Raw genomic sequence first — 25,918 nt, 5'->3', positions numbered from 1 at the left:
GCCCGCGAGGACGTACGTCGTACGCGGACAATCGTGTGCCGCGGTGTCGTACCCGCCTGCAAGACTGTTTCCATGCGGATTGTGGTTCTGGCAGGCGGCATCGGTGGTGCCCGGTTCCTGCGCGGTCTGAAGCGGGCCGTGCCGGACGCGGACGTCACGGTCATCGGCAACACCGGCGACGACATACACCTCTTCGGGCTGAAGGTCTGCCCGGACCTGGACACGGTGATGTACACGCTCGGCGGCGGCATCAACGAGGAGCAGGGCTGGGGCCGGGCCGACGAGACCTTCCACCTCAAGGAGGAGCTCGCGGCGTACGGCGTCGGACCGGGGTGGTTCGGGCTCGGCGACCGGGACTTCGCCACACACATCGTGCGCTCCCAGATGATCGGCGCGGGATACCCGCTGAGCGCGGTCACCGAGGCGCTGTGCGACCGGTGGAAGCCCGGTGTGCGGCTGATCCCGATGACCGACGACCGCGTGGAGACCCATGTCGCCGTCACAGTCCCCGACAGCGGCTCCGCCGCGGGCTCCGGCGAGCGCAAGGTGGTCCACTTCCAGGAGTACTGGGTGCGGCTGCGGGCGTCGGTGCCGGCCGAGGCCATCGTGCCGGTCGGCGCGGAGCAGGCGAAGCCGGCGCCGGGAGTGCTGGAGGCGATCGCCGAGGCGGACGTCATCCTCTTCCCGCCGTCCAACCCCGTCGTCTCCGTCGGCACCATCCTGGCCGTGCCCGGTATAAGGGAGGCGATCGCCGACGCCGGGGTGCCGGTGATCGGTCTGTCCCCCATCGTCGGGGACGCGCCCGTGCGCGGGATGGCGGACAAGGTCCTGGCGGCGGTGGGCGTGGAGTCCACGGCCGCCGCGGTGGCCGAGCACTACGGCTCCGGGCTGCTCGACGGCTGGCTCGTCGACACGGTGGACGCCGGCTCCGTGGAGCGGGTGGAGGCGGCGGGCATCCGGTGCCGGGCGGTGCCGCTGATGATGACCGACGTCGACGCGGCCGCCGAGATGGCGCGCGAGGCGCTCGCGCTGGCCGAGGAGGTGCGGGGAGCGTGACCGGCACGCCGTCCACGGACGCCCCGGGTGACGGGGCCGCGCCCGCGTTGCGGGTCTGGGCCGTGCCCGGGATTCCCGAGGTCGCGCCGGGCGACGACCTGGCCAAGCTGATCGCCGGTGCCGAACCCGGCCTGGCCGACGGGGACGTCCTGCTCGTCACGTCGAAGATCGTCTCCAAGGCGGAGGGGCGGGTCGTCGAGGCGGCCGACCGGGAGGCCGCGATCGACGCCGAGACCGTGCGGGTGGTGGCCCGGCGCGGACCCCTGCGGATCGTGGAGAACCGGCAGGGGCTCGTCATGGCGGCCGCCGGCGTCGACGCTTCCAACACCCCTTCCGGCACCGTCCTGTTGCTGCCCGAGGACCCGGACGCCTCCGCGCGGGCGATCCGCGACGGCCTGCGGGACGCACTCGGCGTCACCGTCGGGGTGATCGTCACCGACACCTTCGGGCGGCCCTGGCGCGCGGGCCTCACGGACGTCGCCATCGGCGCCGCCGGCCTGCGTGTGCTGGACGACCTGCGCGGCGGCACGGACGCGCACGGCAACCCGCTCGGCGCGACCGTCGTCGCCACCGCCGACGAGCTCGCCGCCGCCGGCGACCTGGTCAAGGGCAAGGCGGCCGGACTGCCCGTCGCCGTGGTGCGCGGGCTGGCGCACCTGGTGGCGGCGGACCGTGGGGAGGGCGCGAGGGCCATGGTGCGTGACGCGCACGACGACATGTTCCGGCTCGGCACCTCAGAGGCCGTGCGGGAGGCGGTGACCCAGCGGCGCACCGTACGGTCCTTCACCGGCGAGCCCGTCGACCCCGGCGCGGTACGGCGCGCGGTGGCCGCGGCGGTGACCGCGCCGGCGCCGCACCACACCACGCCGTGGCGGTTCGTACTGCTGGAGTCCGCCGGGTCGCGGACGCGGTTGCTCGACGCCATGCGGGACGCCTGGGTCGCGGACCTGCGCCGGGACGGCAAGAGCGAGGAGTCCGTCGCCAGGCGGATCCGGCGCGGCGACGTGCTGCGCAGCGCGCCGTATCTGGTGGTGCCGTGCCTGGTCATGGACGGCTCCCACACCTACGGCGACGCGCGGCGGGACGGTGCCGAGCGGGAGATGTTCGTGGTCGCCGCCGGGGCGGGGGTGCAGAACTTCCTGGTCGCGCTGGCCGGGGAGCGGCTCGGGTCGGCATGGGTGTCCTCGACGATGTTCTGCCGGGACGTGGTGCGCGAGGTGCTGGAGCTGCCGGAGACCTGGGATCCGATGGGGGCGGTGGCGGTCGGGCACCCGGCGGAGTCGCCGGGGCCGCGGCCGGAGCGGGAGGCGGGGGCGTTCATCGAGGTGCGGTGATACGGCCCCTCGCGCGGGGCGACCGCCTACGCTCGTAGGGCCCCGTTGGTACTTCCGACACTCCTGGGATCTCGTTCGTGGCAGGACGCTTCGCTCCACGGCCCACACGTGCAACCGTGCGCGGTGGTCATCTCCCCGTGCCCGCCGCGGGTGTGCCGCGGCAGGCCGCCGCGCCCGGGCGGGCCCGGACGTGGGCACCGGAGGAGCCGCTCGACCTGGGGCTGGTGCTCGGGCCGCTGCGGCGGGGGCCGGGCGATCCGACGTTCCGGGTGATGCCCGACGGGTCGGTGTGGCGGGCCAGCCGCACGCCGCTCGGGCCCGGGACGCTACGGGTGTTCGCGCGCGGCGGGGAGGTGTGCGGCCAGGCCTGGGGGCCGGGGGCCGAGTGGCTGCTGGAGCAGCTGCCCGACCTGCTCGGCGCCGCCGACGATCCGTCCGCGTTCCGGCCGCGGCACCGGCTGCTGGCGATGACGCGGCACCGGCGGCCGGGACTTCGGCTGACCCGGACCGGGCTGGTGCTGGAGTCGCTGATCCCGTCGGTCCTGGAGCAGAAGGTCACGACGGTCGAGGCGTACGCGGCCTGGCGGGTACTCGTACGGAAGTACGGGGAACCCGCGCCCGGGCCCGCGCCCGGGCGGATGTACGTGATGCCGGCGCCACGGACGTGGGCGCTGATCCCGTCGTGGGAGTGGCACCGGGCCGGGGTCGACGACAAGCGGGCCTCCACGGTGCTGCGGGCCGTGCGGGTCGCGGCGCGGCTGGAGGAGGCGGTGCGGATGTCTCCGGCGGCGGCGCAGGAACGGTTGGAGCTGGTGTCCGGGATCGGGCCGTGGACTTCGGCGGAGACCGTGCAGCGCAGCCACGGGGCGGCGGACGCGGTGACGGTCGGGGATCTGCATCTGCCGGGGATCGTGGGGTTCGCCCTGGCCGGGGACCGGGACGCGGACGATGCGGAGATGCTGCGCCTGCTCGAGCCGTATGCGGGCCAGCGGCATCGGGCCGCCCGGTTGATCCTGCTGAGCGGGCGGGTTCCGCCCAGGCGCGCGCCGCGGATGCCGAAGGGGAACATCGGACGGCTGTGAGGCGGGCCGCGTCGAGCCGGGCGGCCGGGACGGCTCACCGGCGCCGGCCGTGCCCGGCACGCCCGGCCTTCAGGTGGGTGGGCGGCAGTTCCGCGGACGGTGCCCCGTGCCCACCGCACCGCTACTGGTCCGAGGAGAACCGGACCGCCCCCGCGGGGATCTGCGCGTCGCACCAGACCCTCACGCCGTCCCGCAGCTCGTTGTCGGCGCCGACCACCGCGCCGTCGCCGATGACCGTGCCGGTGAGGACGGAGCGGGTGCCGATACGGGCGCGGGTGCCGATGAGGGAGTCGGTGATGACCGCGCCGGGCTCGATGACGGCGCCGGGCAGGATCGTGCTGCCGGAGACCCGCGCGCCCTCGGCGACGAACGCCCCCTCGCCCACCACCGTGCCGCCGGTCAGCTTGGCGTCGGGGGCGACGACCGCCGTGGGCAGGACCAGGCGGTCGCCGCAGCGACCGGGGACGGCCGGGGACGGGGCACGGCCGAGGACCAGGTCCGCCGAGCCGCGCACGAAGGCGGCCGGGGTGCCGAGGTCCAGCCAGTAGGTCGAGTCGACCATGCCCTGCAGATGGGCGCCGGCCGCGAGGAGGTCCGGGAAGGTCTCGCGCTCGACCGACACCGGGCGGCCCTGCGGGATCGAGTCGATGACCGAGCGGCGGAAGACGTACGCCCCCGCGTTGATCTGGTCGGTGACGATCTCCTCCGGGGTCTGCGGCTTCTCCAGGAAGGCGAGGACGCGGCCGGTGCCGTCGGTGGGGACCAGGCCGTAGGCCCTCGGGTCCGTCACCTTCGTCAGGTGCAGCGAGACGTCCGCGCCCGTCGTCTCGTGCGTGCGCACCAGCGCCCGGATGTCCAGCCCGGTCAGGATGTCGCCGTTGAAGATCAGGACCGGCTCGTCGGGGCCGGAGTGCAGGCGCGGGGCGACGTTGCGGATGGCGCCCCCGGTGCCCAGGGGCTCCTCCTCGGTGACGTACTCGAGGTGGAGCCCGAGCGCGGAGCCGTCGCCGAAGTACGGCTCGAAGACCTCGGCCAGATAGGACGTGGCGAGCACGATGTGTTCCACGCCCGCCGCTCTCGCCCGCGCCAGCTGATGCGTGAGGAACGGCACACCCGCCGCCCGCACCATGGGCTTGGGGGTGTGCACCGTGAGCGGGCGCAGCCGGGTGCCCTTGCCGCCGACCAGGAGGATCGCTTCTGTCACCTGTCGTCTCTGCTTCCTGCCGGGACCGGCCGATCTTTCCTTCGGCCGGCCAGTGTATGCAGCCCTCGTGCAGCTGCGTGCGGCTGTGTCCGGCTCCGTCCTCAGCGGCCCTGGTAGCGCGCCGCGGCCGAGCGGGCCGAGCCGAGCTTGCCGTAGAGCTGCCGTCCGGGGCAGTCGGTGGCATAGCCGTCCCGATGGCCGGAGATCACGTTCAGACGTACGTTCTTTCCTTTTTGGTAGAGGTTGCCACCGCCGGACTTCAGATATGTCTTTCCGAGCGGATTCATGCCGTAGAGGCCCAACTTCCACGCGGTCAGCCGTGCGATGGCCGTCACGGCGGCCGCGGCGGGCTTGGAGTTGCCGTAGGAGCCGATGACCGCGATTCCCACGGTGTCGCTGTTGAACCCGAGGGTGTGGGCACCCAGTACCGGCTTCGCCACGCCGCCGGCCCGGCCCTCGTAGATGTTCCCGCACTTGTCGACGAGGAAGTTGTAGCCGATGTCCCGCCAGCCCATGCTCTTGACGTGATAGCGGTAAATACCGCGGATGACCGAGGGGGCCTGCGAGCAGCTGTAGTTGTTGCCCGAGGCGGTGTGGTGGACGAAGGCCGCCCTGACCTTCTTCGTGTAGACGAACCCCGGGTCGCGCAGTGACTCGTCCGCGCCCCAGCCGCGGCGCGTGACGATGCGCGGGCGCGGGCCGATGTACGGCTTTGCGCGCTGTCCTGCCGTCAGTTCGGCGCCGCGCAGGGCGAGCAGCTCGCGCTCGCTGTCCTCGCGGTCGAGCGCCGGCATCTCGGTGGAGCCGAGCGGGGCGAGGCCGGCGTTGACGGCGGAGGCGGAGGTGGCGGCGGAGGTGGCGGCGGAGGCTGCGGAAGCCTCCTCGTCCAGGTCACCGGTTGCCGACTGGCCGGGCTGCGGACCGGCCCCCGGCGGCTGCTCGCCGGGGTCGACGAGTTCGAGGCGCAGGCCAGAGGGCAGCGCGACCGGCGCGGCGCCCCGGCCGCGGTCCCCGGCGTCGGCGCGGACGCGCAGGTCGACGCCGTCACAGTCGCCCACCCACAGCGGTGCGGTGGCGCCGCGGACGTGCCCGGAGATCCGCTCGGCCGTGCCGGGGTCGGCTCCGTGGTCGGCGTTGTGGGTGTCGACGTCCTGCCAGCCGGACCAGGCGCCGGTGGTGGCGGAGCGGGTACGGATCCGGACGCTGCCATGCAGTTCGGTGTCGGGGTCGTCCCAGATGACGCCGACCAGCGAGAAGCGCCGTACGTCCGGGCGGTACAGGCCCTGTTCGGGGACGGCGCCGTCGGCGGGGTTGTCGCGGTTGAGGGGAACGAGGGGCAGGGACTGGGTGCCGCCGGGGACGGGCGCCTGCCCGGCGGCCCACGCCCCTGACGCAGACGCCACGCTCGCCGGCTCCGCTCCCGCCGCCGTCGCCGCGGCTGCGGGGAGGCCCGGCGCGAAGGCGAGGGCGGCCGCGCAGCTGACACCGATCGAGGAAGCAAGGAATCCGTATCGACGCATGCCCCTGATCTTGGACATACTCATACATATCTGTCCATTGGGAAATTGACGGTCCGTCGGCTTCCGTTCCGCCGAACCGGTGGCCTTCCGATCGCTGTCCGGTGGACGTCCGGAGGCCCGGCGGCGGCGCCGCGCGGTGCCCGAGTGCGGCTGCGCGTACCCTGGCCCGGGTGAACGCCACCGACCGCACCCCTGCCGACCTGCTGCGTTCCGCGCTCGCCGCGGATCCCGGACGCCCGCTGGTGACCTTCTACGACGACGCCACGGGCGAACGCGTCGAATTGTCCGTGGCCACCTTCGCCAATTGGGTGGCCAAGACCGCCAACCTCCTTCAGGGGGACCTCGCGACCGGCCCCGGCGACCGGGTCGCGCTGCTGCTGCCCGCCCACTGGCAGACGGCGGTGTGGCTGCTGGCGTGCGCGTCGGTGGGCGTGGTCGCGGACGTCGGCGGGGACCCGGGGGCGGCCGACGTCGTGGTCAGCGGGCCGGACATGCTGGAGGTGGCGCGCGCCTGCTCAGGGGAGCGCATCGCGCTGGCGCTGCGGCCCCTGGGCGGGCGGTTCCCCGAGCCGCCGCAGGGTTTCGCCGACTACGCCGTCGAGGTGCCGGGGCAGGGCGACCGGTTCGCGCCGTTCGCCCCGGTGGACCCGGAGGATTCGGCGCTGATCGTGGCCGGCGCGGAGTACACGGCGGCGGAGGTCGTGGAGCGGGCCCGGGCGGAGGCGCCGGCGCTGGACCTGACGGGCCCGGGCTCCCGGCTGCTGTCGGCGCTGCCGTACGACACCTGGGAAGGGCTCAGCGCCGGGCTCTACGCACCGCTGGCCGCCGGCGGCTCGGTGGTCCTGTGCCGGAACCTGGACCAGCTGGGCGCGGACGCCCTGGCCAAGCGCATCGAGACCGAACGGGTCACGGCGACGGCGAGGTGAGCGGCGCGGGTGTGCCCAGGCCCGCAGGCCACCGCGGCCGGCCCACTCCCCCGTTCTCACCCGTTCGGCCCAGCACCACCCACCCCCCTGGCCCCCTCCGGGCCATGGTCGTAGGAGCAGCACCGCAGGCTCGTACGGCATGAGGGGTGGTCTCAGACGTGACCCGCAGGGCAGGCGACGTCCCGGACGGACCGGCCGAGGACCGTGCCGGGGCCATGGGGCCGGGCCTGGGCTCGTCGGCCGTCGCGACCGGACGCATACGCCGGCGCCGCCGCTGGCTGCGGGGCACCGCGCTCGGGATGGGCGTCCTGGTCCTGGGGGCCGCGGGGATCGGGTGGGCGGTCTACGCCAAGCTCAGCGGCAACATCACCGCCGACGAGGCGGCCGCGGCCGAGCTGAGGCGGTACGAGAAGGAGCGGCCCACCGCACTGGTCAAGGGCGCGCAGAACATCCTGCTGATCGGCTCGGACACGCGCGCGGGGGACGACAACGGGCAGTACGGGCGGGACTCGGGGACCGAGCGGTCCGACACCGTGATCCTGCTGCACCTGGCCGCCGACCGGCGCAGCGCCACCGCCGTGTCCCTGCCCCGCGATCTGATGGTGGACGTGCCGAGCTGCCGCCGCCCGGACGGCAGCCGCACCGAGCCGATGTTCGCGATGTTCAACTACGCCTACGCGATGGGCGGTTCGGCCTGCACGATCCGTACCGTCGAGAAGCTCACCGGTGTCCGGGTCGACCACCACGTGGTCGTCGACTTCAGCGGGTTCAAGGAGATGGTCGACGCGGTCGACGGCGTCGAGGTGTGCCTGAAGGAACCCGTCGACGACAAGGCCGCCAAGCTGCGGCTGCCCGCGGGCCGGGTGACGCTCGACGGTGAGCAGGCCCTCGGCTACGTCCGGGCCCGCAAGTCGCTGGGCAACGGCAGCGACACCGACCGGATGGAGCGCCAGCAGCGGTTCCTCGGCGCCCTCGTCAACAAGGTGCGCAGCGACGACGTCCTGCTGAACCCGGTGAAGCTGTATCCGGTCCTGGACGCGGCCACGTCCTCCCTGACCACCGACCCGGACCTGGCGAGTCTGCGCGGTCTCTACCAACTCGTGCGCGGGCTGCGCGACATCCCCACCGAACGGGTGCGGTTCCTGACGGTTCCGCGGGAGTCGTACGTCTACAACGCCAACCGCGACCAGCTGGTGGAACCGGAGGCCGAGAAACTGTTCGCCCGGCTGCGCAGGGACCAGCCGGTGGAGGTCGCCGGCGAAGTTCCACGGGATTTGGGAGCAAACGGCGGCAATTCGGCTTACGCGGGTTCCACGCGTCCCGATTCAGGGCCCGAATCGGGGCCGGGAGATGATTCGTCTGCGCAGTCGCACGACTACGTTCGGTACCTTTTTCCGGGCGCGTACGACGACGGCGAGCGGGTCCGGGGCTCCGGGAACCCGCCCTCCCCCACCCCCACGTACCGCGGCAACACCGCCGCCGAGGACTTCTGCGGGTAAAGCCGCGGCCAAAGGCGAACTTTTGTCCAAAGAAATGGGCGGATTGCCCAGTTGTAGGGACGTGGAATTTGTCACCGGCGTCGCTCAATGCCGAACCGGCCGGATAGTGTGAGCGACCCGGTGCACCCGACCGCGAGGACCCTTGGGTCGTGCACTGCGTGAACCAGATCTGAGCGCCTGGGGGGGAAGGCGCCGCGTGGCCCCGACGGAGGATTCGGTAAACCGTGGACGCGCAAGGCCGTGGGCGGGCGGACAACATCGATCCCGCAGACCAGTGGGTGCTCAATCCGAACACCGGCGAATACGAGCTGCGACTGGCTCCTTCCGCTCCGCAGTCGGCGGTCCCGGGGCCGCGCAGACCGGGCCCGCGGCCCCCACGGGGCAACGGCGGCACGGGCGGCGCCACGCGCGCCGACGGTGCCGCGCCGTACCGGGCCGCCACGCCGGGCCGCCGGTCGCCCGGCTCGCCCGGCGCCCCCGGAGCGCCCGGCGCCCCCGGAGCGCCCGGCCCCGAGGTCCCGCACCCCCGCCGCAGGCGCGCCGCGCCCGAGGAGCCGCTGCCGGGACGGCGTGGGCGCCGGCCGGTCAAGAAGAAGTCGAGGGCGAAGAAGGTGCTGCTGTGGACCGGCGGGTCCATGGCCTTCGTCGTGCTCGCGGCGGCGACGGCCGGCTATCTCTACATCAAGCACCTCAACGACAACATCACCGCCGTCTCCGACGACGGCGCGAGCACCGGTGGCTTCCAGAAGGACAAGGCCATCAACATCCTGCTGATCGGCACGGACAAGCGCACCGGCAAGGGCAACACCGGCTACGGCGACTCCGGCAGCGTCGGTCACGCCGACACCAACATCCTGCTGCACGTCTCCAAGGACCGCTCCAACGCGACCGCGCTGAGCATCCCGCGTGACCTGATCGTCAACGTCCCGGACTGCCCGACCCAGCAGCCCGACGGCAGCACCAAGGTCATCCCCGGCACGCCGAACGTCCGCTTCAACACCAGCCTCGGCCAGGACGGCCGTACGCCGAGCTGCACCATGCGCACGGTCACCGAGCTGACCGGCATCACCCCGGACGACTTCATGGTCGCCGACTTCAACGCGGTCAAGACACTGACCACGGCGGTCGGCGGGGTCGACGTGTGTCTGGGCAAGGACATAAAGGACAAGGACTCGCACCTCAATCTGAAGAAGGGCATGCAGCACATCCAGGGCGAGACCGCGCTGGCCTTCGTACGCACCCGGCACGCGGTCGGTTTCGGCGGCGACCTGAGCCGGATCACGCTGCAACAGCAGTTCCTCAGCGCGCTGATGCGGAAGCTGAAGTCCAACTCCACGCTCTCCAACCCCGCGAAGATGGTGGACGTGGCCGAGGCGGCCACCAAGGCGCTGACCGTGGACTCGAAGATCAAGAGCATCGGCAAGCTGAAGGACCTCGGTCTGGAGCTCGGCAAGCTCGATCCCAAGAACCTGACCTTCACCACCGTGCCGGTGGTCGACAACCCGGCGGAGAAGGTCCACGCGACGGTCGTCCTCAACAGGACGCCGGCCGAGCAGGTCTTCCAGGCGGTGCGGAACGACGTCTCCTTCACCAAGGTCAAGAACGACAAGAAGAAGGAGAAGGACGCCGAGGCGGCCCGTCTCAAGGGCACCCAGTCGGCCGCTTCCGAGGTGCGGGTCCGCGTCATGAACGGGGGGGCGGCCGCCGGCAGCGCACAGGAAACTCTTACCTGGCTGCAGAACGATGAGGGCGTGCTCAAGTCGGAGAACGCAGGCAACGCGCCTCAGGAACTCGGTAGGACCACGCTGGAGTACGCGCCCGACCAGGCCGCCCAGGCGCGCAAACTCGCCGCGATCATGGGACTGCCCGGGTCCGCGCTGAAGCCGGGCAAGAGCGTGACCAACTCCCAGGGCCTGCCCGCGATGACGCTGACGCTGGGCAAGGACTTCAAGGGCGCGGGCGTGCCGCTCACCGCTCCGACGAAGGCGCCGGACGTCGACAAGTCCACAGCGGACAAGGTTGAGTGCGCCAAGTGACCTGACGGGCCTGTTGTGCGTCTAACAAGACGTATGGCAGGCCCGTTTGGCGGCGCGAGGGTGGGGAGGCAGGGGACATGACGCAGAGCAGTGTGCGCGGGGAGGGGACGCGACCGGGCGTCCGGCGCACTCGAGGTGTGGACTGGACGGACGGACGGCCGCAGGAGGACGAGACCGCACCGGACGGCGACGGCCCAGGCAGAGGCGACGGCAACGGGCACCGGCACGGCGGGGGGCGCCGGGGCGGAGGCAAGCGGCGCGTACTGCGCTGGTCCGCGACGACGCTGGCGGTCCTGATACTCGGGACGGCCGGCGCCGGATACCTCTACTACGAGCACCTGAACAACAACATACGCAAGGGCCAGCGCAGCAGCGGCGACTCCGAGGCGCAGAAGTCGAAGCCGAACTCGGCCGGCCAGACGCCCATGAACATCCTGCTGATCGGCTCCGACAGCCGTAACTCCGACGCGAACGTGGCCCTCGGCGGCAGCCGGGACAACCGCGGCAATCCGCCGCTGGGCGACGTGCAGATGCTCATCCACCTGTCGGCCGACCGCAAGAGCGCCGCCGTGGTGAGTATCCCCCGCGACACCCGGGTCGACATCCCCCAGTGCACGGACCCCAAGACCGGCAAGGTCTATCCGCCGGTCAACACCATCATCAACGAGTCGCTGGCCCGCGGTGGCGCCGGCTGCACGCTCGCCACCTGGCAGAACCTCACCGGTGTGTACATCGACCACTGGATGACGATCGACTTCGCGGGCGTGGTGCAGATGGCGGACGCCATCGGCGGCGTCGACGTCTGCGTGAAGCAGAACGTGTGGGACCGGCCGCTGCCGGGCGTGCCCGGTGGCTCGGGACTGAAGCTGACGGCCGGCACCCACAAGGTGAAGGGCAAGCAGGCCCTGCAGTGGCTGCGCACCCGGCACGCCTGGGGCAGCGACCCGCTGCGGGCCAGGGCCCAGCACATGTACCTGAACGCGATGATCCGCGAACTCAAGGGGCAGAACGTCTTCACCGGCACCGGCCGGCTGATGGACCTGGCCGAGGCGGCCACGAAGTCGCTGCAGGTGTCCGAGGAGATCGGCACGGTCAAGAAGCTGTACGACCTCGGCATGCAGCTCAAGACGGTGCCGACGGACCGCATCACCATGACGACCATGCCGTGGGTCGAGGACGCGCAGAACCGCGACCACGTCGTGCCGGACGCCGCCAACGCCCAGAAGATGTGGAAGATGCTCCGCGACGACGTGCCCTTCGACGCCAACGGCAAGGACTCGGGCTCCGGCGCGCAGAAGACCACGGACCAGGCGCAGGCCTCCTCGGACACCGCCGACCCGGACGGCCAGATCGGCGTCACGGTGCAGAACGGCACCCGTACGGCCACCCTCGGCCCGGTGTCCCGCCGGGCGACCGACATCAGCCAGGTGCTGGTGCAGAAGGGGTTCACCAAGGCAGCCGCCGACGCATCGGTGACACCGTCCGCGGACGAGACGGTCGTCCGCTACCCGAGCGCCGAACTGAAGGGTGACGCGGAACGCGTGGCCAAGGTGCTGGGCATCCCGGCGAGCGCGGTGGAGAAGTCCACCGACGTCTCCGGCGTCACCGTCGTCGTGGGCGCGGACTGGCGCACGGGCTCCACCTACCCGAAGCAGACGGCCCCGAAGGCGGGCGACATCCCGCAGAACTCCGACGCCATCAACGGCGCGGACACCCAGCAGTGCATGGACGTGTACGCGCCCTACCGCTGGTAGCCGTACGGGCCGGACCAGCCGTACCGGCGACGCTAGGCGCCCCTCTCCGGGCGAGAGGGGCCCTTCGCGATGCTCGGCCCGTTCGTGCGGACGCTCAGTCGGCCGCGGCGAGGACCGCCGGCCGCCGCGACGCGATGACCTTCCTCGCCAGCGACCTCGGGCTGGTGAGGAAGCCCCAGCCCCACGACATGTGCATGGTGGCCAGGGCCACGGGGATGCGCAGCCGGGCCCGCAGCGGCAGCCCCTTGCCCGCGGGCAACGAACCGGTCGCGATCGCCGCCAGATAGCCGCCGGGGACCAGCAGGCCCCACGGGGTCAGGACGGCGCCCACCACGAAGCCCGCAGCGATGGCGCACACGGCGGTCGGCGGGGCGAGGTAGCGCAGGTTGATGGAGCCCTCGTGGTAGCGGGCGACGACGTGCCGCCAGCGGCCGTAGTCCTTGTACTGCTTGGCGAGGGCCTTGATGTTCGGGCGGGGGCGGTAGGAGACGCGCAGCTCGGGCGAGAACCAGATCAGGCCGCCCGCCTCGCGGATGCGGAAGTTCAGCTCCCAGTCCTGGGCGCGGACGAACTCCTCGTTGTAGCCGCCCTGCTGTTCGAGGGCCGCGCGGCGGAACACACCCAGGTAGACCGTCTCCGCCGGGCCGGCCTGGCCGCCCGTGTGGAAGGCTGCGTTGCCGACGCCGATCTTCGAGGTCATCGCGGCCGCCACCGCGTGCTCCCAGTCGTTCTCGCCCTCGGCGTGCATGATGCCGCCGACGTTCTGCGCGCCGGTCTCCTCCAGGAGCCGGACCGCCGTGGCGATGTAGTTCGGCGACAGCATCCCGTGGCCGTCGACGCGCACCACGATCGGGTGGCGCGAGGCCTTGATCGCCGCGTTGAGTGCGGCGGGGGTGCGGCCGGTGGGGTTCGGGACCGTGTGCACGCGCGGGTCGTCGCGGACGAGCTCGGCGGCGATCTCGTCCGTGCGGTCCGTGGATGGACCGAGGGCGATCACGACCTCCATCTCGCCGTCGTACTCCTGCGCGAGGATCGCTTCGACGGCCCCGCGCAGATGCCGCTCCTCGTTGAGGACGGGCATGATCACAGACACGGCGGGGAGCCGCACGTCGGGCTTGGCGTTCATCGGTGCTCACGTTAACGCAAACGGGCGACACCGGTGCGCGCCGCGGGGGCCGCTTCACCGGGCAGCAGATCGTATGGGCCTACGGTGCTCACGGTGCCCACCCACGCCATATGCGGAGGTGTCCCTGCATGTCCACCACCTCGTCCCGGCCACCCGCCCCGCCGCAGCGCCGGCCGCAGCAGGCCCCCGCCCCGTCGCGGCCGGCCCGCGTGCCGTACGCGCCCGTACCGCGCCGGAGGCCGCGCTGGGCCATGCGGGCGGCGACCACGCTGTCGGTGGTGGTGCTCGCCTCCGCGGGGATCGGGCACGCGGTGGTCTCCAGCCTGGACGCCGACATCGAGCGGGTCGACCCCTTCAAGGACATGAAGAACCGCCCGCGGGCGGGCCACGGCACGAACGTCCTGCTGGTCGGCACCGACGGCCGGGACCGGATCACTGAGCAGGAGAAGCGCAGGTACCGGCTGGGCGGGCAGCCCTGCCACTGCACCGACACCATGATGATCGTGCATCTGTCGCAGGACCGGGAGCGTGCCACCGTGGTCAGCCTGCCGCGCGACTCCTACGCCGAGCTTCCCGCCCAGGCCGGCCGGACCACGGGCAAACCGCGCGGACCGCACCCGATCAAGCTGAACGCGGCCTACGCGGAAGGCGGGCCGAACCTGACCGTACGCACGGTCGAGGGCATGACCCACCTCAAGATCGACCACTACCTGGAAGTGGACTTCACCACGTTCATGCGCACGGTCGACGTCCTGGGCGGCGTGCAGATCTGCACCAGCGAGCCGCTCAAGGACAGCTACACCGGCCTGGACCTGCCGGCCGGCACGCACACGCTCAGCGGGGGGCAGGCCCTGCAGTACGTCCGCTCCCGGCACGTCGATGGCGCCAGCGACCTGGGCCGGATGAAGCGCCAGCAGCGCTTCCTGGCCGCCCTGATCGAGCGGGCGACCTCCTCGCGGGTGCTGCTGAACCCCATGAGGTTCCGGGACGTGACCCGGACCGTGCTGGGCTCGGTGCGGGCGGACCGGGGCTTCCACACGGACGAGCTGCTCGACCTCGGGCGGGCGATGCGGAACTTCTCCCCCTCCGCCTCCGAGTTCACCACCGTCCCGATCGCGCAGACGTCCTTCGCCGTCAAGGGGCTCGGCTCGACCGTGAAGTGGGACCAGGCCAAGGCGGACCAGCTCTTCCGCGCGCTGCGCGACGACCACCCGCTGGCCGTGCACCGGCCCCGGCAACCGGACCTTCCGGCGGCCGTGGAGGTCGCCCCGCAGCAGATCAGGGTCCAGGTGGAGAACGGCACCGGCAAGGCCGGACTCGGCAAGCGGGTGGACAAGGCGCTGGCGGCGGCGGGGTTCCGCACCACGGGCGCACCCGTCGACGCCGAGGAACGCGCCGTGAAGCGCACCGCCGTGCTCTACGACCCCCGGTGGGACCGCTCGGCGAAGTCGCTCGCCGCCGCCCTGCCGGGCAGTGAACTGCGGCCGGTGCCCGGACAGGGGGCCATGCTCAGGGTGGTCGCGGGCAGCGACTTCCGGCAGGTGCACAAGGTGCGGGTGCAGGACCCGGCGCAGCAGGCCGCCGCGGTGGTGACGGGCGACGAGGTGCTCTGCGCCTGAGCTCCCGCGGGCGGCCACCGGCCGGGACGCGGCTCAGTCCTCGAAGCCCTCCGCCGCCCGCTTCTCCCGCAGCTCCATGATCTCGCGGCGGCGGGCCAGACGATGGGTGCGGCGGATCTGGGCCTCCTGGTAGCGGCGCTCGTCCCGCTCGGTCTCCGGCAGCACCGGCGGCACGACGCGGGGCCTGCCGTCGGCGTCCACGGCGGCGAAGACGAGGTAGGCGGAGCCGACCTGGGTGGGCGGGGTGGACTCGTTCCAGCGTTCGGCCAGGACTCGTACGCCGACCTCCATGGAGGTCCGGCCGGTCCAGTTGACCTGGGCCTTCACATGGACCAGATCGCCGACCCGGACCGGCTCCAGGAAGGCCATCTCGTCCATGGACGCGGTGACGGCGGGCCCGCCGCTGTGCCGGCCGGCCACGGCGCCCGCCGCGTCGTCGACCAGCTTCATGATCACACCGCCGTGCACCGTCCCCAGGAGGTTGGTGTCGTTGTGGGTCATGATGTGGCTCAGGGTGGTCCGGGACGCCGAGGTCGGCTTGCCCGGGATATCCGGAGTTTCGGATTCCGCGGCGGTGGCCTGGTCTGTCATGGCCTCCACCTTATGCCGAGGCAACAGCGGGGGAATTTGTGTCAGCTTGGCAACAGCCGTGACCTTATTTTCCGACGGGGCTTGTAAGGCACACCGTCGGGCCCGGCACACTGGGGCCCATGAATGATTGGCCCGAGGGGTGGTCCGAAAACAACCGCGGATCCCGGTACGGACGCGGCAGTGCCGGCGCACAGCCGGAGGGCGCACGCGTGATGCGTCAGGTGCGGCGCGGCGGCCCGGCGGTACCGCCCGGGCAGGGCGGCGGCTACGGAGGCCCGGGCGGCCCCGGCCCCTCGGCGCCGCCGTACGGAGTCCCGCAGCAGCCGTCGTACGTCGACGGCCGCGGCTACGGCGGCGGCCAGGACGGCTACGGCGACGCGTACGACAGCGGCTACAACACCGGACAGGTCTACGGCGGCCCCGGCGGCCCGGCCGGACCGGGCGAGGGGTACACCCGCGGCGCCCGCCCCGCGCCGAACTGGCGCCGCCGCTTCAAGTGGACCGCGATAACCCTGATCACCGTGCTGTTGGTGACCTCGGTCGCGACCTACTTCTGGGCCGACTCCAAGCTCCACCGCGACGTCGACCTGTCCAAGGTCATCGACCGGCCGGAGGCCGGCAAGGGCACCAACTACCTGATCGTCGGTTCCGACAGCCGCGCCGGGCTGTCCGACGCGGACAAGAAGAAGCTGCACACCGGGTCCGCCGAGGGCAAGCGCACGGACTCGATGATGATCCTGCACGTCGGCGACAACGGCGACACGCTGGTCTCCCTGCCGCGCGACTCGAACGTCACGATCCCGCAGTTCCGCGGCTCGGAGTCGGGCAAGATCCGCGGCCCGCTCGGCCCGAACAAGCTGAACGCCGCCTACGCCTACGACGGCCCGACGCTCCTCGTGCGCACCATCGAGTACAACACCGGCCTGCACATCGACCACTACGTGGAGATCGGCTTCGCCGGCTTCGCCAACATCGTGGACGCGGTCGGCGGCGTCGACATCACCATCGACCAGCCCTTCAAGGACAAGTACTCGGGCGCCGACTTCAAGGCCGGCAAGCAGACGCTCAACGGCGAGCAGGCCCTGGCCTTCGTCCGCACCCGGCACGCCTTCGCGGCGAGCGACCTGCAGCGCACCAAGAACCAGCAGAAGTTCCTCTCCGCCCTGGCCCACCAGGTCGCCACCCCCTCGACGGTCCTGAACCCGTTCAAGCTCTACCCGACGATGAGCGCGGGCCTGGACTCCCTCACCGTCGACAAGGACATGAGCCTGTGGGACCTGGCCTCCATGTTCTGGGCGATGAAGGGCGTCAGCGGCGGCGACGGCGTCTCCATGAACATGCCGATCTCGGGATCCACGGGCGGCAACCTCGTCTGGGACAAGGCGAAGGTCAAGACGCTGGTGGACGAGCTGAAGAACGACCAGAAGGTCACGGTCACGGGCAACTGACCGGACCGGCGACACACAGCACCGCAACGGAGCCCCGCGGCCGCTCACGCACCGCGGGGCTCCGCCGTGTGCCGCCGGGCTCGGATCACGTCCTGGCGCCCGCCATCGTGCGGCACATGTCCGCACAGCGGCGACACGCCTCGGCGCAACGCATCATGATCTTGTCGTCGGGCATGGACATACACGCCTCCGCGCACATGTCACAGGCCTTGGCGCACATCGCGCACAACTCCGGCGCCATGGGCGAGCGGCGCATCATCATGTCCGCGCACATGCGGGTCATCTCGGAGCAGTCCATGAGCGCGCGCATGATCTGCATCTGCGCCTGGCCGCCCATCTGCATGCAGGAGCTCATGGCCTCCTCGCAGATGTTGTGGCAGCTCATGCAGGCCTCGACGCAGTCCTGCATCTCCTTGCTCATGGCGGTCATGGTTCCGGGCTGGGTCATGGCTCCTCCTGGTGGACACCGGGGCCTCGGGGCGGCCCCGCGCCATACCGTCGTACGCCCGCCCGCCGCCCCGCGCCATCGGACGGAAGCACAGAATCCGCTACGTCCGTTCGAGTGGCACCGGACGCCGCTGCGACCGCCCCGCGCTGCCCACGGCCGAGCACGGGACCGGCTGACGACAGCGGCCCCCGGCATCACGCCGGGGGCCGCGTCGGTCGTACCTCGCGCCGGTTACGGCAGGTTCCTGGCCATCACGATGCGCTGGACCTGGTTCGTGCCTTCATAAATCTGGGTGCTTTACAGGTCATACGACCCTGACCTGCACGAAGACCCCTCCCAGAGGGGGTCTCCCCAGCATTTCCCCATGATCGTCAACAGTCTGCGCAGGCCCGAGACGCGCTGGAGGCTCCGCCGCCAGTCGCGCGGTATACGAGCAAGCCCGACGCAAGTTACGCGGTTTCCCGTTCCGTCAACCGTGATCGCTTGACCGGTGCGCACAGCCCTCGGGAGCATCAACCCAGAGGCGGGGTACTGGCAGCGGCACGGGAGAGGGGAACCCAGACCATGAAGGTCACCAAGCTGGTCAGCACGTGCGACATCAAGGACTGCCCGACGATCTACGCCACGGATCGTGGCACCTTCCTGGTACAGGGCGAGACGCCGACCGACCACGGGCTTCAGATTCCCGCGCACGAAACCCTGGTCGAGATCCCGATGGAACTGATCCAGAAGGCCATCCGTGACAACCTCATCTAGGACCCTCGGCGACCTCTTCGAGGCATTCGAACGCGAGGCATTCCGGCTGGAGACCCTGGACGACTACAGCAAGTCCGGGAGCGTCGACGCCTATCAGGCATTCCTGGCCGGGGAGACACAGCCAGACGACTACAACGCAGGCTGGATCGAAGAACTACGCTCGCACACCGAGAAGGGGAAGCGGGTATACCGGGTCCATATCCTGTCCCGCCCGCTCACGGACTATCTCAGGTTCGAACTCGGCTGGGGCTACCACAAGAATGTGAGCGGGGGTGAAGAGTTCTTCATCCTCGACATCACCGACAAACCCAACCCCCTGGAGAACGTTCCGGATTTCTGGTTCTTCGACTCCGAATCCGTGGCCGTGATGAACTACGACGGAAGCGGAAAGTACCTGGGATCGGAAGTGCTACCGCCGGAACGGACAGCGGAATTCACGCGGTACCGTGATGCGGCTCTCGCGCACGCGGAACCGTTCACCGAATGGTGGGCCAAGTACGGGACGTGAACAGAGCACAGCTTGGAGCCGCGCTGCGGGCGCTGCGAGTGGCGTCCGGCAAGGAAGCCAAAGCGGTGGCCCGCAGCGCCCTCATGTCTCCGTCCAAGCTGTCCAAGATCGAGAATGCGAAGCTGGCACCCAGCGCGACGGACGTAGAGCGCATCCTGACCGCCATCGGTGTCTCGGACGAGGTCAAAGCGGAGTACGCGGAAGCCGCACGCGCGTCAGCGACGGAAGCGACGGCGTGGCGCCTGCTCAAGCGAATCGGGGTCCACAAGGGCCAGCAGGCCGCCAAGGCTCTGGAAGCCCAGATGTCTGTACTGCGGCTGTTTCAACCCGCGCTCGTTCCGGGCCTGCTCCAGACGCCCGAGTACATCAGGGCCATTCTGCAACGGCACAATCTGAGTGAAGACGCACTCACGCGAACGATCAATGGGCGACTCGAACGGCAAGCGGTTCTCTACGACAACGCAAAGTCGCTCCGGTTCATCATCACCGAACCTGTTCTGCGCTGGCGCATCGTGCGACCGCAGATGATGGCCGCTCAGCTTGATCGCATCGTCTCCATTTCGCGGCTCTCCCACGTGGACATCCGGATAGTCCCTCTGCGAATTCAGCAACATGACATAGCAAATCATGCCTTCGTCATCCGTGACGACCGCATGGTGACAGTTGAAACCGTCCATGCCGAAGTCGTCGTTACGGACCCGCGAGATGTGAGTCTCTACGTTGATAAGTTCGAAGGATTCGCGCGAGCCGCGCTGGCCGGAGACGAAATGCGGGATCTGATCGAAAGCATCCGCAACGACTTTTTGCGGGAACAGGAAACAGGCTAGAGGCGCAATCGTGGGCCGCCGAAGATGGGGGCCATGGTGAGCGACAGCAAGGCACATAGGACCGAAGCGGCTGATCATCTGGGCAGCAGTGAGGCCCGACAGTTCCTCTCCCGTCTCTCCGGAGCGTTCGGCGTCGGCGGCGTGCTCATGGTGCAGAAGAGCGACCCTGGCCCCGAAGGCGCGGACCTGGCGCCGAGTTCGGCTTTGCACTGGCCTCGGTGTGAGTGCGGGAGCCCGAAGTGTCCTGACTACAAGCCCCCGCCGAATAGCCCGTCAGCGGGACTGAGCGGCAGAGTCGCCGCAGCCAACGCGCGGAGCCGTAGGGGTGGGCTGTGAGCGTCAGAGCGGCCATGCGGTACGTCATGCACCGGATCACCGAGCATCCCGACACGGACGTGACGTTCGAGGCCGAGTGTCTGCACTGCGGTTGGAAAGCGACTCCCGCCGATGACTCGGCCTCCGTCGACGTGGAGTGCATGAGCCACACGGGCCGGTCCGGGCACGCCGGTTTCCGGCGCATCCGGACCTCGTTCGCCATGGTCGTTCGCGCCGAGTGAGACACCACCCCTGCGGTGGAATCCCTGAACTCCCGCCCGGTATGGGCGGCGACGGTCAGTCATGGCCGTGATCAGTTGAGCAGGAAGGTGCAGTGATGCTGGACGGAAGTGATCTGTACGCGCTCGACATCAACGGGGCGTCGTTCGTGAAGGCATGCGGCGGCCCCTGCACCGAAGGGTGCGTGACCCTGGCGCGGATCGGTGACGACGCCTGGGCTCTGGGTGACAGCAAGCGGCCGGACGCCCAACCGCTGCGGTTCACCACGGAGGAACTGGACGCGGCCGGTATCGACCTGGCGCGCTTCGGCCTGAACGTCTGAGCCTCCCCCTCCCGCCAGCCGGGCCGGGTCCTCCTGTCCCTGGGTCGGGCCCGGCTGGCACTCCTCGGAACGGAACGACTGGTGCACCACCACGGCTATCTATGGACCGGCCCGAAAGAGCGTTTCGACAATGAGGCCCTGCGGCGACCTCCACATCCTGAGCCGCCCCCGGCCGGAAGCAGGCCAGAACTGATCCAGCGTTACCGGGAGGTCGCGGCGGAGTTCCCGACCGTCGACCTGCCGCCCCTTGAAACGGCGTACTGGCTGATCAAGCCCCGTTCCATCGTTCGTGGCACATGGGAGGAAGCCAAGGAGGCTGCAACCTGGCTCGGTGAGCGGCTGGCCGAGTACGCGCCCCGGTTCGCGGCGGAACGGGACCGAGACACCACCCGCCTAGCCCGCCTGGTGGTCTCTGCTGCCGAACACCTGCACTCGGGCGCTGATGTGTCGTACGGCTTCTATCTGGAACGTCCCTCGTATCTGTCCCTGGCAGTGGTGACGTGCTCCCCGAATCGTGCGCTTCCTGGAGCGGCCTGCCCAGTCGCGTAGTCGAAACAGTGAAAGGCCCCGTCCGAATGGACGGGGCCTGCTTGGTTTGCCTAGAGCAGCGCAAGGAAGGGATTCGTGTCCCCGAGCGGTTCCGGTCGCTTCGGTTCCGGCGCAGGCTTGGGTGCTGGTCGGTAAGCGTCAAGCTGGACACCCGTTGCGCGGTTCTGTTCACGCTCCGCGCTGGCCGGCTGCAGCTCAGCGTGACGGGGAGTGTCCCGGTTCCTGTTGCTGTCCGTGCTGGCCGGCTGCGGCGCAGAGTTACCTCACGAACAACTTCTCAGCTAACCAGCCGATGACATCCACTCAGACGGACAACTGACAACCCACAAACACCGTCAGAGCCATCCTTGCGAAAACCATTGGTGCCCGGCTTGCTCCGCTGATGAACTGACGTCCTGCCGTGAGTCTGCCGCGTGACGGAGGTAGTAGTTGTGACGGGTTATAACGCGCTTGCCGAGGTGTACGAGTGGCTCATCTCGGATGCAAAGCTGGCTCCAGCCGAGTTCGCTGCGTCGTTCGATGACGTCCTCAATCTCCTGCCGTCGAACGCTCACGTCCTCGACTGTTCGTGCGGAACCGGACAGTTGGCGGTTGGCCTCGCCGGTCGTGGCATGCGGGTTGTCGCAACTGACGCCAGCGAAACGATGGTTCGTCGGACTGCAGAGTTGTCTGAGGAGTTCGGGGCATCCATCCGGGCCGTACGGGCGAACTGGGAAGAGTTGCCCGACCATTTCCAGGACAACACGTTCGACATGGTGTTCTGCGTTGGCAACTCGCTGCACCATGCCGTGGGCGCGAGAGGCAGGGTTGCTGCTCTGGAGTCGATGTCACGGCTTCTGCGTCCCGGCGGGCGCTTGGTACTCACCTCCCGTACTTGGGAACTCGTGAGGGCCAGAGGCTCCCGGCTGGACATCAGTGACCGACTCGTCCGCCGGAACGGTCGCGATGCCATCGTGGTCTACCGCTGGGAGATTGCGCCGCATTGGGAGGCGGAGCACCACATCGAGATTGCGATCGCGCAAGTTGATACGACCGGGTTGGTTCATGTCCGCTCGGAACTGCTGTCCTGCTGGCCCTACCGGTACGAGGAACTCGAAGTCGAGCTGCACCGGGTCGGGCTCCAGACGGAACTGAGCACGTTCGATCTGGAGGCCGAGAACTACATGGTGGTCGCGAGCAAGGTATAAACACCGGACTCTCAGTCCCTGCCCGGACCGCGCGGTTGCTCGCAGGACGCTTGCGCCCTCTCATCGGTGCGGTTTCACCACGTACTCGCTCACCAGGGCACCCATCCAGCCGGTGTAGACGTCGACTGGCGCCACCTGCCAGATGCCGGACGAAGCCCCCGGAAGTGGTTCCGAGGGCTGACTTTGTTTGCTAGAGCAGTGCGCGGAACGGGTTCTCTTCGAGCGGTTCGGGCCGCTCGGCCACGGAAACCGGTGGGCGAACCGACCGCTTCGGTTCCGGCGCAGGCTCCGGGGCACGGTTCGGCTCCGGACGGTAGACGTCCAGGCGGACCACGGTGGGCCGCTGCGCCTCCCGATCTGCTGCGGCCGGCATGGGGGCGGAAGAATGGGAAACCGGTTCTGGCTCGGACTCGGAATCGTCACCGCGGAGTGTGAAAACGGTGGCCGGCCGACCCGTCTTGCCTGACCGTTCTACAGTCACCACAACTTCCGGAAGTGCTCGGACCTCAGCGGCCGTCGCTCCCACGTACGGGAGCACCTGCGAGGACGTGGCCGATCCTCCATGAAGTTCGATCCTGGCCCGGACCTTCTCAGCAAGGCTGAGCGGCTGACGCTTCCCCTTCGGAGACTCGCCCCCGGCGATCTCTTCCACCGAGTCCATGGTGTACGTGACAAGTGACGCCGCCGCTTCCAGGTCGGTCGCCGTGATCTGCGACCGCAGATCGAAGAGCGCGAACAGTGCTGCGATGCGGCGTACCTGTTCGTTGCAGCGGGCAGCGAACGCCTTCAACCCCTCGGACTCACGGGCCTTTGTGAGCAGGTCCCGCCGGATGATGTCGGCTACCTCGTACGCATCCTCGGAGAGGGTGACCAGACCGGCCCGCTGACTGTGCCGCACTGCGCGGGCCATCGCTTCCCCAGCTTCCGGGGTCAGATGCCGGGGCATCTGCTCGCGCTCGCTCAGCCACTGGACCTGGGCAACGGGCAGGATCAACAGCCGGTTGTACGACCCGCCGTCGCGTTCCGTTGTGCTCATGCTGGCCCGGAACTCTTCGGGCGTGATGTGACCCATGATTGCCACACGCGGATCATCGACCTGTACCGGTTCCTTGGCCCTAGAAGTGGCGACCGTTGCCCCGTCCCACAGATCACGGAGCACCTGAGAGAGGTTCGCCTGCCGACGCCCCGCCCGCAGGACGCGGGCGTATTCGGTGTCCACGATGAGCGCATGTCCGTCGCGGTCGGCCACGGCTTGGATGAGACCGGCTCCGCCGACCACACCATTGATGACGTGCCCGCTCATGAAAGAACTGTTCGCGTCCTTGGCCACTGCTGAGGCGATACCCCACGACTGCCCCTTGCCCTCACCGGTGCCACCGCACAGCAGGACGTGAAGCATGAGCGGCATGGAACCGGAACCGCGCTGAACTCGGGTCTCCGGCAGCATGGCGGAGAACACGCACAGGAGGCCACCGAGCAGACCGATCGGAGACCACTCCACATGAGGAGCGAGAGAGGCCACAACGTCCCTGAGTCGGCCAGTGCTCATCGCGCGGAAATGGGGGGCGCTCATGCTGCGTTCACTTCCTGAGAGTTGGTTCGGTTGCGGAGGGAGGCGACGGGTCGCCACCGGCCTCCGTCCTTGGTCTGAAAGTTGGGTTCCTTAGAGCCCCGTAACGACTTGGGAACTGCCCGGCCGTGTAGGCCGTGCCAGAGGCACACCGCCGAGTGTGCATGGCCCCAGAGGATCGCTCCTCCACTGTTCTGAATAAATGCGACACAGACGGGGGCCGCCCTGATGCGGTCACCTTCCGGTGGTGTTGATCTGGCCCCACAGCTCCCGGTAGCCCGAGAGATCCTGTTCCTCCAGGCCGTCGAAGCCGTACACGAGGTTCCTGTTCAGCCCCACTTGGATTCCGGCATATCGCGAACGCCGTGTACGGGCCCTGGCGTCCTTCTGATGAGCCTGACAGTACTTACGCGGGCGCCCACGCTTCCGTGGTGCCTGCGAGGCATACAGAGGTTCACGGCATCCGGGCCATTGGCAGGAATCAGGGGGGTCGCTCCGGCGCTCCACAGTGAAGCCTGAACCGTATTGTGCACCGGCATCCTCGGCTTGGGAGAGAAGTGAGAGCAGTTCGCCATAGTGGTCGGGTTCCTCCGCGCCTGGGCGTTCCTGCATGAGGCATTCCAGGTCTCGACGTATCGACTCTGGGTCGAAGTTGGGCAATGCCGCGACCACGGGAACCCACCGCAAAGGAACCATCCCGGTATGCGCCGCCGCTATTCGCTCGAACTCCGCCTCCTCCCGCTGCGGCCAGAGTGCCGGCCACGCCCCCCACTTCTCTTCTCCTGCCGCTTCCAGAAGTGCATCCGCCTGACACTCCAGTTTCCGTCTGGCTGAGTCGCTGTGGGGCGGGATCGTTCTAGTCACGTAGTCCTCTCAGCAATCAAAAAGCCCCCGAAATTCCTCGGGGGCGTTCGCGTATTGCAATTATTCAGCTCTGGTCGTCCAGCCACTTTTCCAAGTCGGCGGGTCGGCACCGGAGGGACTGGCCCACCTTCCGGAACGGAATCTGTTCGGCTTTCCAGTTGCCGTACACTCAGGAGCGTGGCTTACTCAGGTAGTTGGCCACGTCGTCAACGGTCATCAATCTCAGTTGCGCCATTCATCCTCCAAGAAACAAGAAAGCCCCCGAAGACCCTCGGGGGCTCAATGCGTATGAAGTGCGTTCAGCCGTGTTGGCTACCTGCTTCAGCCATTTTCTCAAGTATGGCTTTGGCCTTGTCCGTCAACTCTCCACCCGCCTTACCGGCAACTGTGGTCAGGAAGCCGTCCCTTCTGGCCCGCTTCAGGTGATCCTTCACCGTCTCAGGTCGGCGGCCGATGAGCCGGGCTAGCCATGGAATGGGCGCAGGAGCCCCAAAATCCGCCATGACGGTGTACGTGGCTACAAGCAAGGTCAAGTACCGCTCTGAGACGCCCTCGCCCTCCAGGGCGAGCCCCGCCGCCTCTCCCATCTCATTCACCTTCCCTGACAGTTCCTCCAACGTCCGCTGAGCTTCGGGAGCCTGCTTGGCCAATTCCAACGCGGCGACCACGTCGAGCCTCCGCAGGACAGTGGTCGAGATACCCCGTGCCACCTCACGAGCAGGGGCATCTTCGGCCGGCTCGATGGTGATCCGCTGCGGCCCCCCGCTGATCGGCCCTACGGGCCACCACATGTGGACCACCCAGGCGCCTTGCCTCTGGGTGATCTCGAACCCGCTGTCATCCGCTTCCATATCACTCAAGTTAGCACACCCAGGGTGTTCCACCCTGTGTTGACAACCCAGGGTGGTCAGTGCGCAAACTTGAAACGTCGGGGAGTGACCGGCGCGACGGCGGGGTGGGCCCGTACGTCGACAGCAGCAGGAGGGGGGCCGCTTCAGTGGCAAGGGCATGGGTCGCGCGGTCAAAGGACGACCCGAAGAAGTGAACGACGTTCTGGTACGACCCGGACGGCAAGCAACGGCAGAAGACGTTCGAGACCGAGAAGCGGGCTGATGACCAGCGCAAGCGCAAGGAACA

At 69.4% G+C, this 25,918-nt stretch carries 23 protein-coding genes; 16 read left to right on the top strand and 7 right to left on the bottom strand.

Annotated features, from left to right (window positions below; genetic code table 11):
- The first annotated feature begins 72 nt into the window (after nt 1-72).
- The 3 genes from cofD (at nt 73) to ACH4UM_RS27245 (ending at nt 3,472) form a co-directional block, all read left to right on the top strand.
- Nucleotides 73-1,056: a 2-phospho-L-lactate transferase gene (gene cofD, locus ACH4UM_RS27255; protein ID WP_398184481.1), complete on the top strand. Its 984-nt coding sequence runs from the start codon at nt 73-75 to the stop codon at nt 1,054-1,056.
- A complete protein-coding gene (locus tag ACH4UM_RS27250) occupies nt 1,053-2,390 on the top strand; it encodes a coenzyme F420-0:L-glutamate ligase (RefSeq protein WP_398184478.1) in 1,338 nt (445 codons plus the stop codon). Before cofD ends, ACH4UM_RS27250 begins: the two co-directional genes overlap by 4 nt.
- Nucleotides 2,391-2,467: 77 nt before the next feature.
- Nucleotides 2,468-3,472, top strand: a complete 1,005-nt coding sequence (locus ACH4UM_RS27245; RefSeq protein WP_398184475.1) for a DNA-3-methyladenine glycosylase family protein — start codon at nt 2,468-2,470, stop codon at nt 3,470-3,472.
- A 121-nt stretch (nt 3,473-3,593) separates the two neighbouring features.
- Here ACH4UM_RS27245 and ACH4UM_RS27240 read toward each other — a convergent pair whose 3' ends face one another.
- Complete coding sequence (locus ACH4UM_RS27240) at nt 3,594-4,676, bottom strand: sugar phosphate nucleotidyltransferase (protein ID WP_398184472.1); 1,083 nt, start codon at nt 4,674-4,676, stop codon at nt 3,594-3,596.
- 101 nt (nt 4,677-4,777) lie between these two features.
- Nucleotides 4,778-6,214, bottom strand: coding sequence for a peptidoglycan recognition protein (locus ACH4UM_RS27235; RefSeq protein WP_398184548.1), 1,437 nt, complete (start codon nt 6,212-6,214; stop codon nt 4,778-4,780).
- A 152-nt stretch (nt 6,215-6,366) separates the two neighbouring features.
- On the opposite strand from ACH4UM_RS27235, the gene ACH4UM_RS27230 reads away from it, so the two are divergent.
- The 4 genes from ACH4UM_RS27230 (at nt 6,367) to ACH4UM_RS27215 (ending at nt 12,411) form a co-directional block, all read left to right on the top strand.
- Complete coding sequence (locus ACH4UM_RS27230; RefSeq protein WP_398184469.1) at nt 6,367-7,122, top strand: TIGR03089 family protein; 756 nt, start codon at nt 6,367-6,369, stop codon at nt 7,120-7,122.
- Between the two features lie 215 nt (nt 7,123-7,337).
- Nucleotides 7,338-8,621, top strand: coding sequence for an LCP family protein (locus tag ACH4UM_RS27225; protein WP_398184545.1), 1,284 nt, complete (start codon nt 7,338-7,340; stop codon nt 8,619-8,621).
- A gap of 224 nt (nt 8,622-8,845) precedes the next feature.
- Entirely contained in the window at nt 8,846-10,657 is a 1,812-nt protein-coding gene (locus ACH4UM_RS27220) for an LCP family protein (RefSeq protein WP_398184466.1), read from the top strand.
- A gap of 77 nt (nt 10,658-10,734) precedes the next feature.
- Entirely contained in the window at nt 10,735-12,411 is a 1,677-nt protein-coding gene (locus ACH4UM_RS27215) for an LCP family protein (protein WP_398184463.1), read from the top strand.
- Nucleotides 12,412-12,505: 94 nt separating this feature from the next.
- On the opposite strand, the gene ACH4UM_RS27210 is transcribed toward ACH4UM_RS27215, so the two are convergent.
- Nucleotides 12,506-13,537, bottom strand: a complete 1,032-nt coding sequence (locus ACH4UM_RS27210) for a glycosyltransferase family 2 protein (RefSeq protein ID WP_398184460.1) — start codon at nt 13,535-13,537, stop codon at nt 12,506-12,508.
- A gap of 128 nt (nt 13,538-13,665) precedes the next feature.
- Here ACH4UM_RS27210 and ACH4UM_RS27205 point away from each other — a divergent pair, with 128 nt between their 5' ends.
- Entirely contained in the window at nt 13,666-15,156 is a 1,491-nt protein-coding gene (locus ACH4UM_RS27205) for an LCP family protein (RefSeq protein WP_398184457.1), read from the top strand.
- Between the two features lie 33 nt (nt 15,157-15,189).
- Here the strand turns inward: ACH4UM_RS27205 and ACH4UM_RS27200 are convergent, their stop codons facing one another.
- Nucleotides 15,190-15,747: an acyl-CoA thioesterase gene (locus ACH4UM_RS27200; RefSeq protein ID WP_398184454.1), complete on the bottom strand. Its 558-nt coding sequence runs from the start codon at nt 15,745-15,747 to the stop codon at nt 15,190-15,192.
- Between the two features lie 119 nt (nt 15,748-15,866).
- Between ACH4UM_RS27200 and ACH4UM_RS27195 the strand changes: the two genes are divergently transcribed.
- Complete coding sequence (locus tag ACH4UM_RS27195; protein WP_398184451.1) at nt 15,867-17,195, top strand: LCP family protein; 1,329 nt, start codon at nt 15,867-15,869, stop codon at nt 17,193-17,195.
- 85 nt (nt 17,196-17,280) lie between these two features.
- Here ACH4UM_RS27195 and ACH4UM_RS27190 read toward each other — a convergent pair whose 3' ends face one another.
- On the bottom strand, nt 17,281-17,643 hold the full coding sequence (locus tag ACH4UM_RS27190; protein WP_398184448.1) for a four-helix bundle copper-binding protein: 363 nt from the start codon (nt 17,641-17,643) through the stop codon (nt 17,281-17,283).
- Between the two features lie 564 nt (nt 17,644-18,207).
- On the opposite strand from ACH4UM_RS27190, the gene ACH4UM_RS27185 reads away from it, so the two are divergent.
- From ACH4UM_RS27185 to ACH4UM_RS27155, 7 genes are all read left to right on the top strand, one after another.
- The gene (locus ACH4UM_RS27185) at nt 18,208-18,399 is read left to right on the top strand and encodes a hypothetical protein (RefSeq protein ID WP_030115393.1); all 192 of its coding nucleotides are present in this window, start codon (nt 18,208-18,210) and stop codon (nt 18,397-18,399) included.
- Nucleotides 18,383-18,907 carry a DUF6879 family protein gene (locus tag ACH4UM_RS27180; RefSeq protein ID WP_393742766.1) on the top strand — a complete coding sequence of 175 codons (525 nt, stop codon included), beginning with the start codon at nt 18,383-18,385 and terminating at the stop codon, nt 18,905-18,907. Before ACH4UM_RS27185 ends, ACH4UM_RS27180 begins: the two co-directional genes overlap by 17 nt.
- Nucleotides 18,904-19,734, top strand: a complete 831-nt coding sequence (locus ACH4UM_RS27175; RefSeq protein WP_362612624.1) for a helix-turn-helix transcriptional regulator — start codon at nt 18,904-18,906, stop codon at nt 19,732-19,734. Before ACH4UM_RS27180 ends, ACH4UM_RS27175 begins: the two co-directional genes overlap by 4 nt.
- A 332-nt stretch (nt 19,735-20,066) precedes the next feature.
- Entirely contained in the window at nt 20,067-20,291 is a 225-nt protein-coding gene (locus tag ACH4UM_RS27170; RefSeq protein ID WP_069780475.1) for a hypothetical protein, read from the top strand.
- A 95-nt stretch (nt 20,292-20,386) separates the two neighbouring features.
- Nucleotides 20,387-20,611 (top strand): DUF397 domain-containing protein, encoded by a 225-nt coding sequence (locus ACH4UM_RS27165; protein ID WP_398184445.1) that lies wholly within the window; start codon nt 20,387-20,389, stop codon nt 20,609-20,611.
- A gap of 81 nt (nt 20,612-20,692) precedes the next feature.
- Complete coding sequence (locus ACH4UM_RS27160) at nt 20,693-21,160, top strand: hypothetical protein (RefSeq protein WP_250404820.1); 468 nt, start codon at nt 20,693-20,695, stop codon at nt 21,158-21,160.
- 431 nt (nt 21,161-21,591) lie between these two features.
- Nucleotides 21,592-22,347: a class I SAM-dependent methyltransferase gene (locus ACH4UM_RS27155; protein ID WP_398184442.1), complete on the top strand. Its 756-nt coding sequence runs from the start codon at nt 21,592-21,594 to the stop codon at nt 22,345-22,347.
- Between the two features lie 190 nt (nt 22,348-22,537).
- Here the strand turns inward: ACH4UM_RS27155 and ACH4UM_RS27150 are convergent, their stop codons facing one another.
- Nucleotides 22,538-23,806: a DUF3987 domain-containing protein gene (locus tag ACH4UM_RS27150; protein WP_398184439.1), complete on the bottom strand. Its 1,269-nt coding sequence runs from the start codon at nt 23,804-23,806 to the stop codon at nt 22,538-22,540.
- 1,274 nt (nt 23,807-25,080) lie between these two features.
- Nucleotides 25,081-25,632: a hypothetical protein gene (locus ACH4UM_RS27145; RefSeq protein ID WP_398184436.1), complete on the bottom strand. Its 552-nt coding sequence runs from the start codon at nt 25,630-25,632 to the stop codon at nt 25,081-25,083.
- Between the last annotated feature and the right edge of the window lie 286 nt (nt 25,633-25,918).

The sequence above is a fragment of the Streptomyces sp. NPDC020801 genome (assembly GCF_044334385.1).
Classification (GTDB): domain Bacteria; phylum Actinomycetota; class Actinomycetes; order Streptomycetales; family Streptomycetaceae; genus Streptomyces.
This window is presented reverse-complemented; position numbering and strand designations above follow the sequence as displayed.

Coding starts and splice junctions, on each gene's coding strand:
- ACH4UM_RS27190 (WP_398184448.1), bottom strand. CDS start 17,643: ATGACCCAGCCCGGAACCATGACCGCCATGAGCAAGGAGATGCAGGAC.
- ACH4UM_RS27215 (WP_398184463.1), top strand. CDS start 10,735: ATGACGCAGAGCAGTGTGCGCGGGGAGGGGACGCGACCGGGCGTCCGG.
- ACH4UM_RS27165 (WP_398184445.1), top strand. CDS start 20,387: ATGCTGGACGGAAGTGATCTGTACGCGCTCGACATCAACGGGGCGTCG.
- ACH4UM_RS27200 (WP_398184454.1), bottom strand. CDS start 15,747: ATGACAGACCAGGCCACCGCCGCGGAATCCGAAACTCCGGATATCCCG.
- ACH4UM_RS27210 (WP_398184460.1), bottom strand. CDS start 13,537: ATGAACGCCAAGCCCGACGTGCGGCTCCCCGCCGTGTCTGTGATCATG.
- ACH4UM_RS27145 (WP_398184436.1), bottom strand. CDS start 25,632: ATGGAAGCGGATGACAGCGGGTTCGAGATCACCCAGAGGCAAGGCGCC.
- cofD (WP_398184481.1), top strand. CDS start 73: ATGCGGATTGTGGTTCTGGCAGGCGGCATCGGTGGTGCCCGGTTCCTG.
- ACH4UM_RS27195 (WP_398184451.1), top strand. CDS start 15,867: ATGAATGATTGGCCCGAGGGGTGGTCCGAAAACAACCGCGGATCCCGG.
- ACH4UM_RS27235 (WP_398184548.1), bottom strand. CDS start 6,214: ATGTCCAAGATCAGGGGCATGCGTCGATACGGATTCCTTGCTTCCTCG.
- ACH4UM_RS27185 (WP_030115393.1), top strand. CDS start 18,208: ATGAAGGTCACCAAGCTGGTCAGCACGTGCGACATCAAGGACTGCCCG.
- ACH4UM_RS27205 (WP_398184457.1), top strand. CDS start 13,666: ATGTCCACCACCTCGTCCCGGCCACCCGCCCCGCCGCAGCGCCGGCCG.
- ACH4UM_RS27225 (WP_398184545.1), top strand. CDS start 7,338: ATGGGGCCGGGCCTGGGCTCGTCGGCCGTCGCGACCGGACGCATACGC.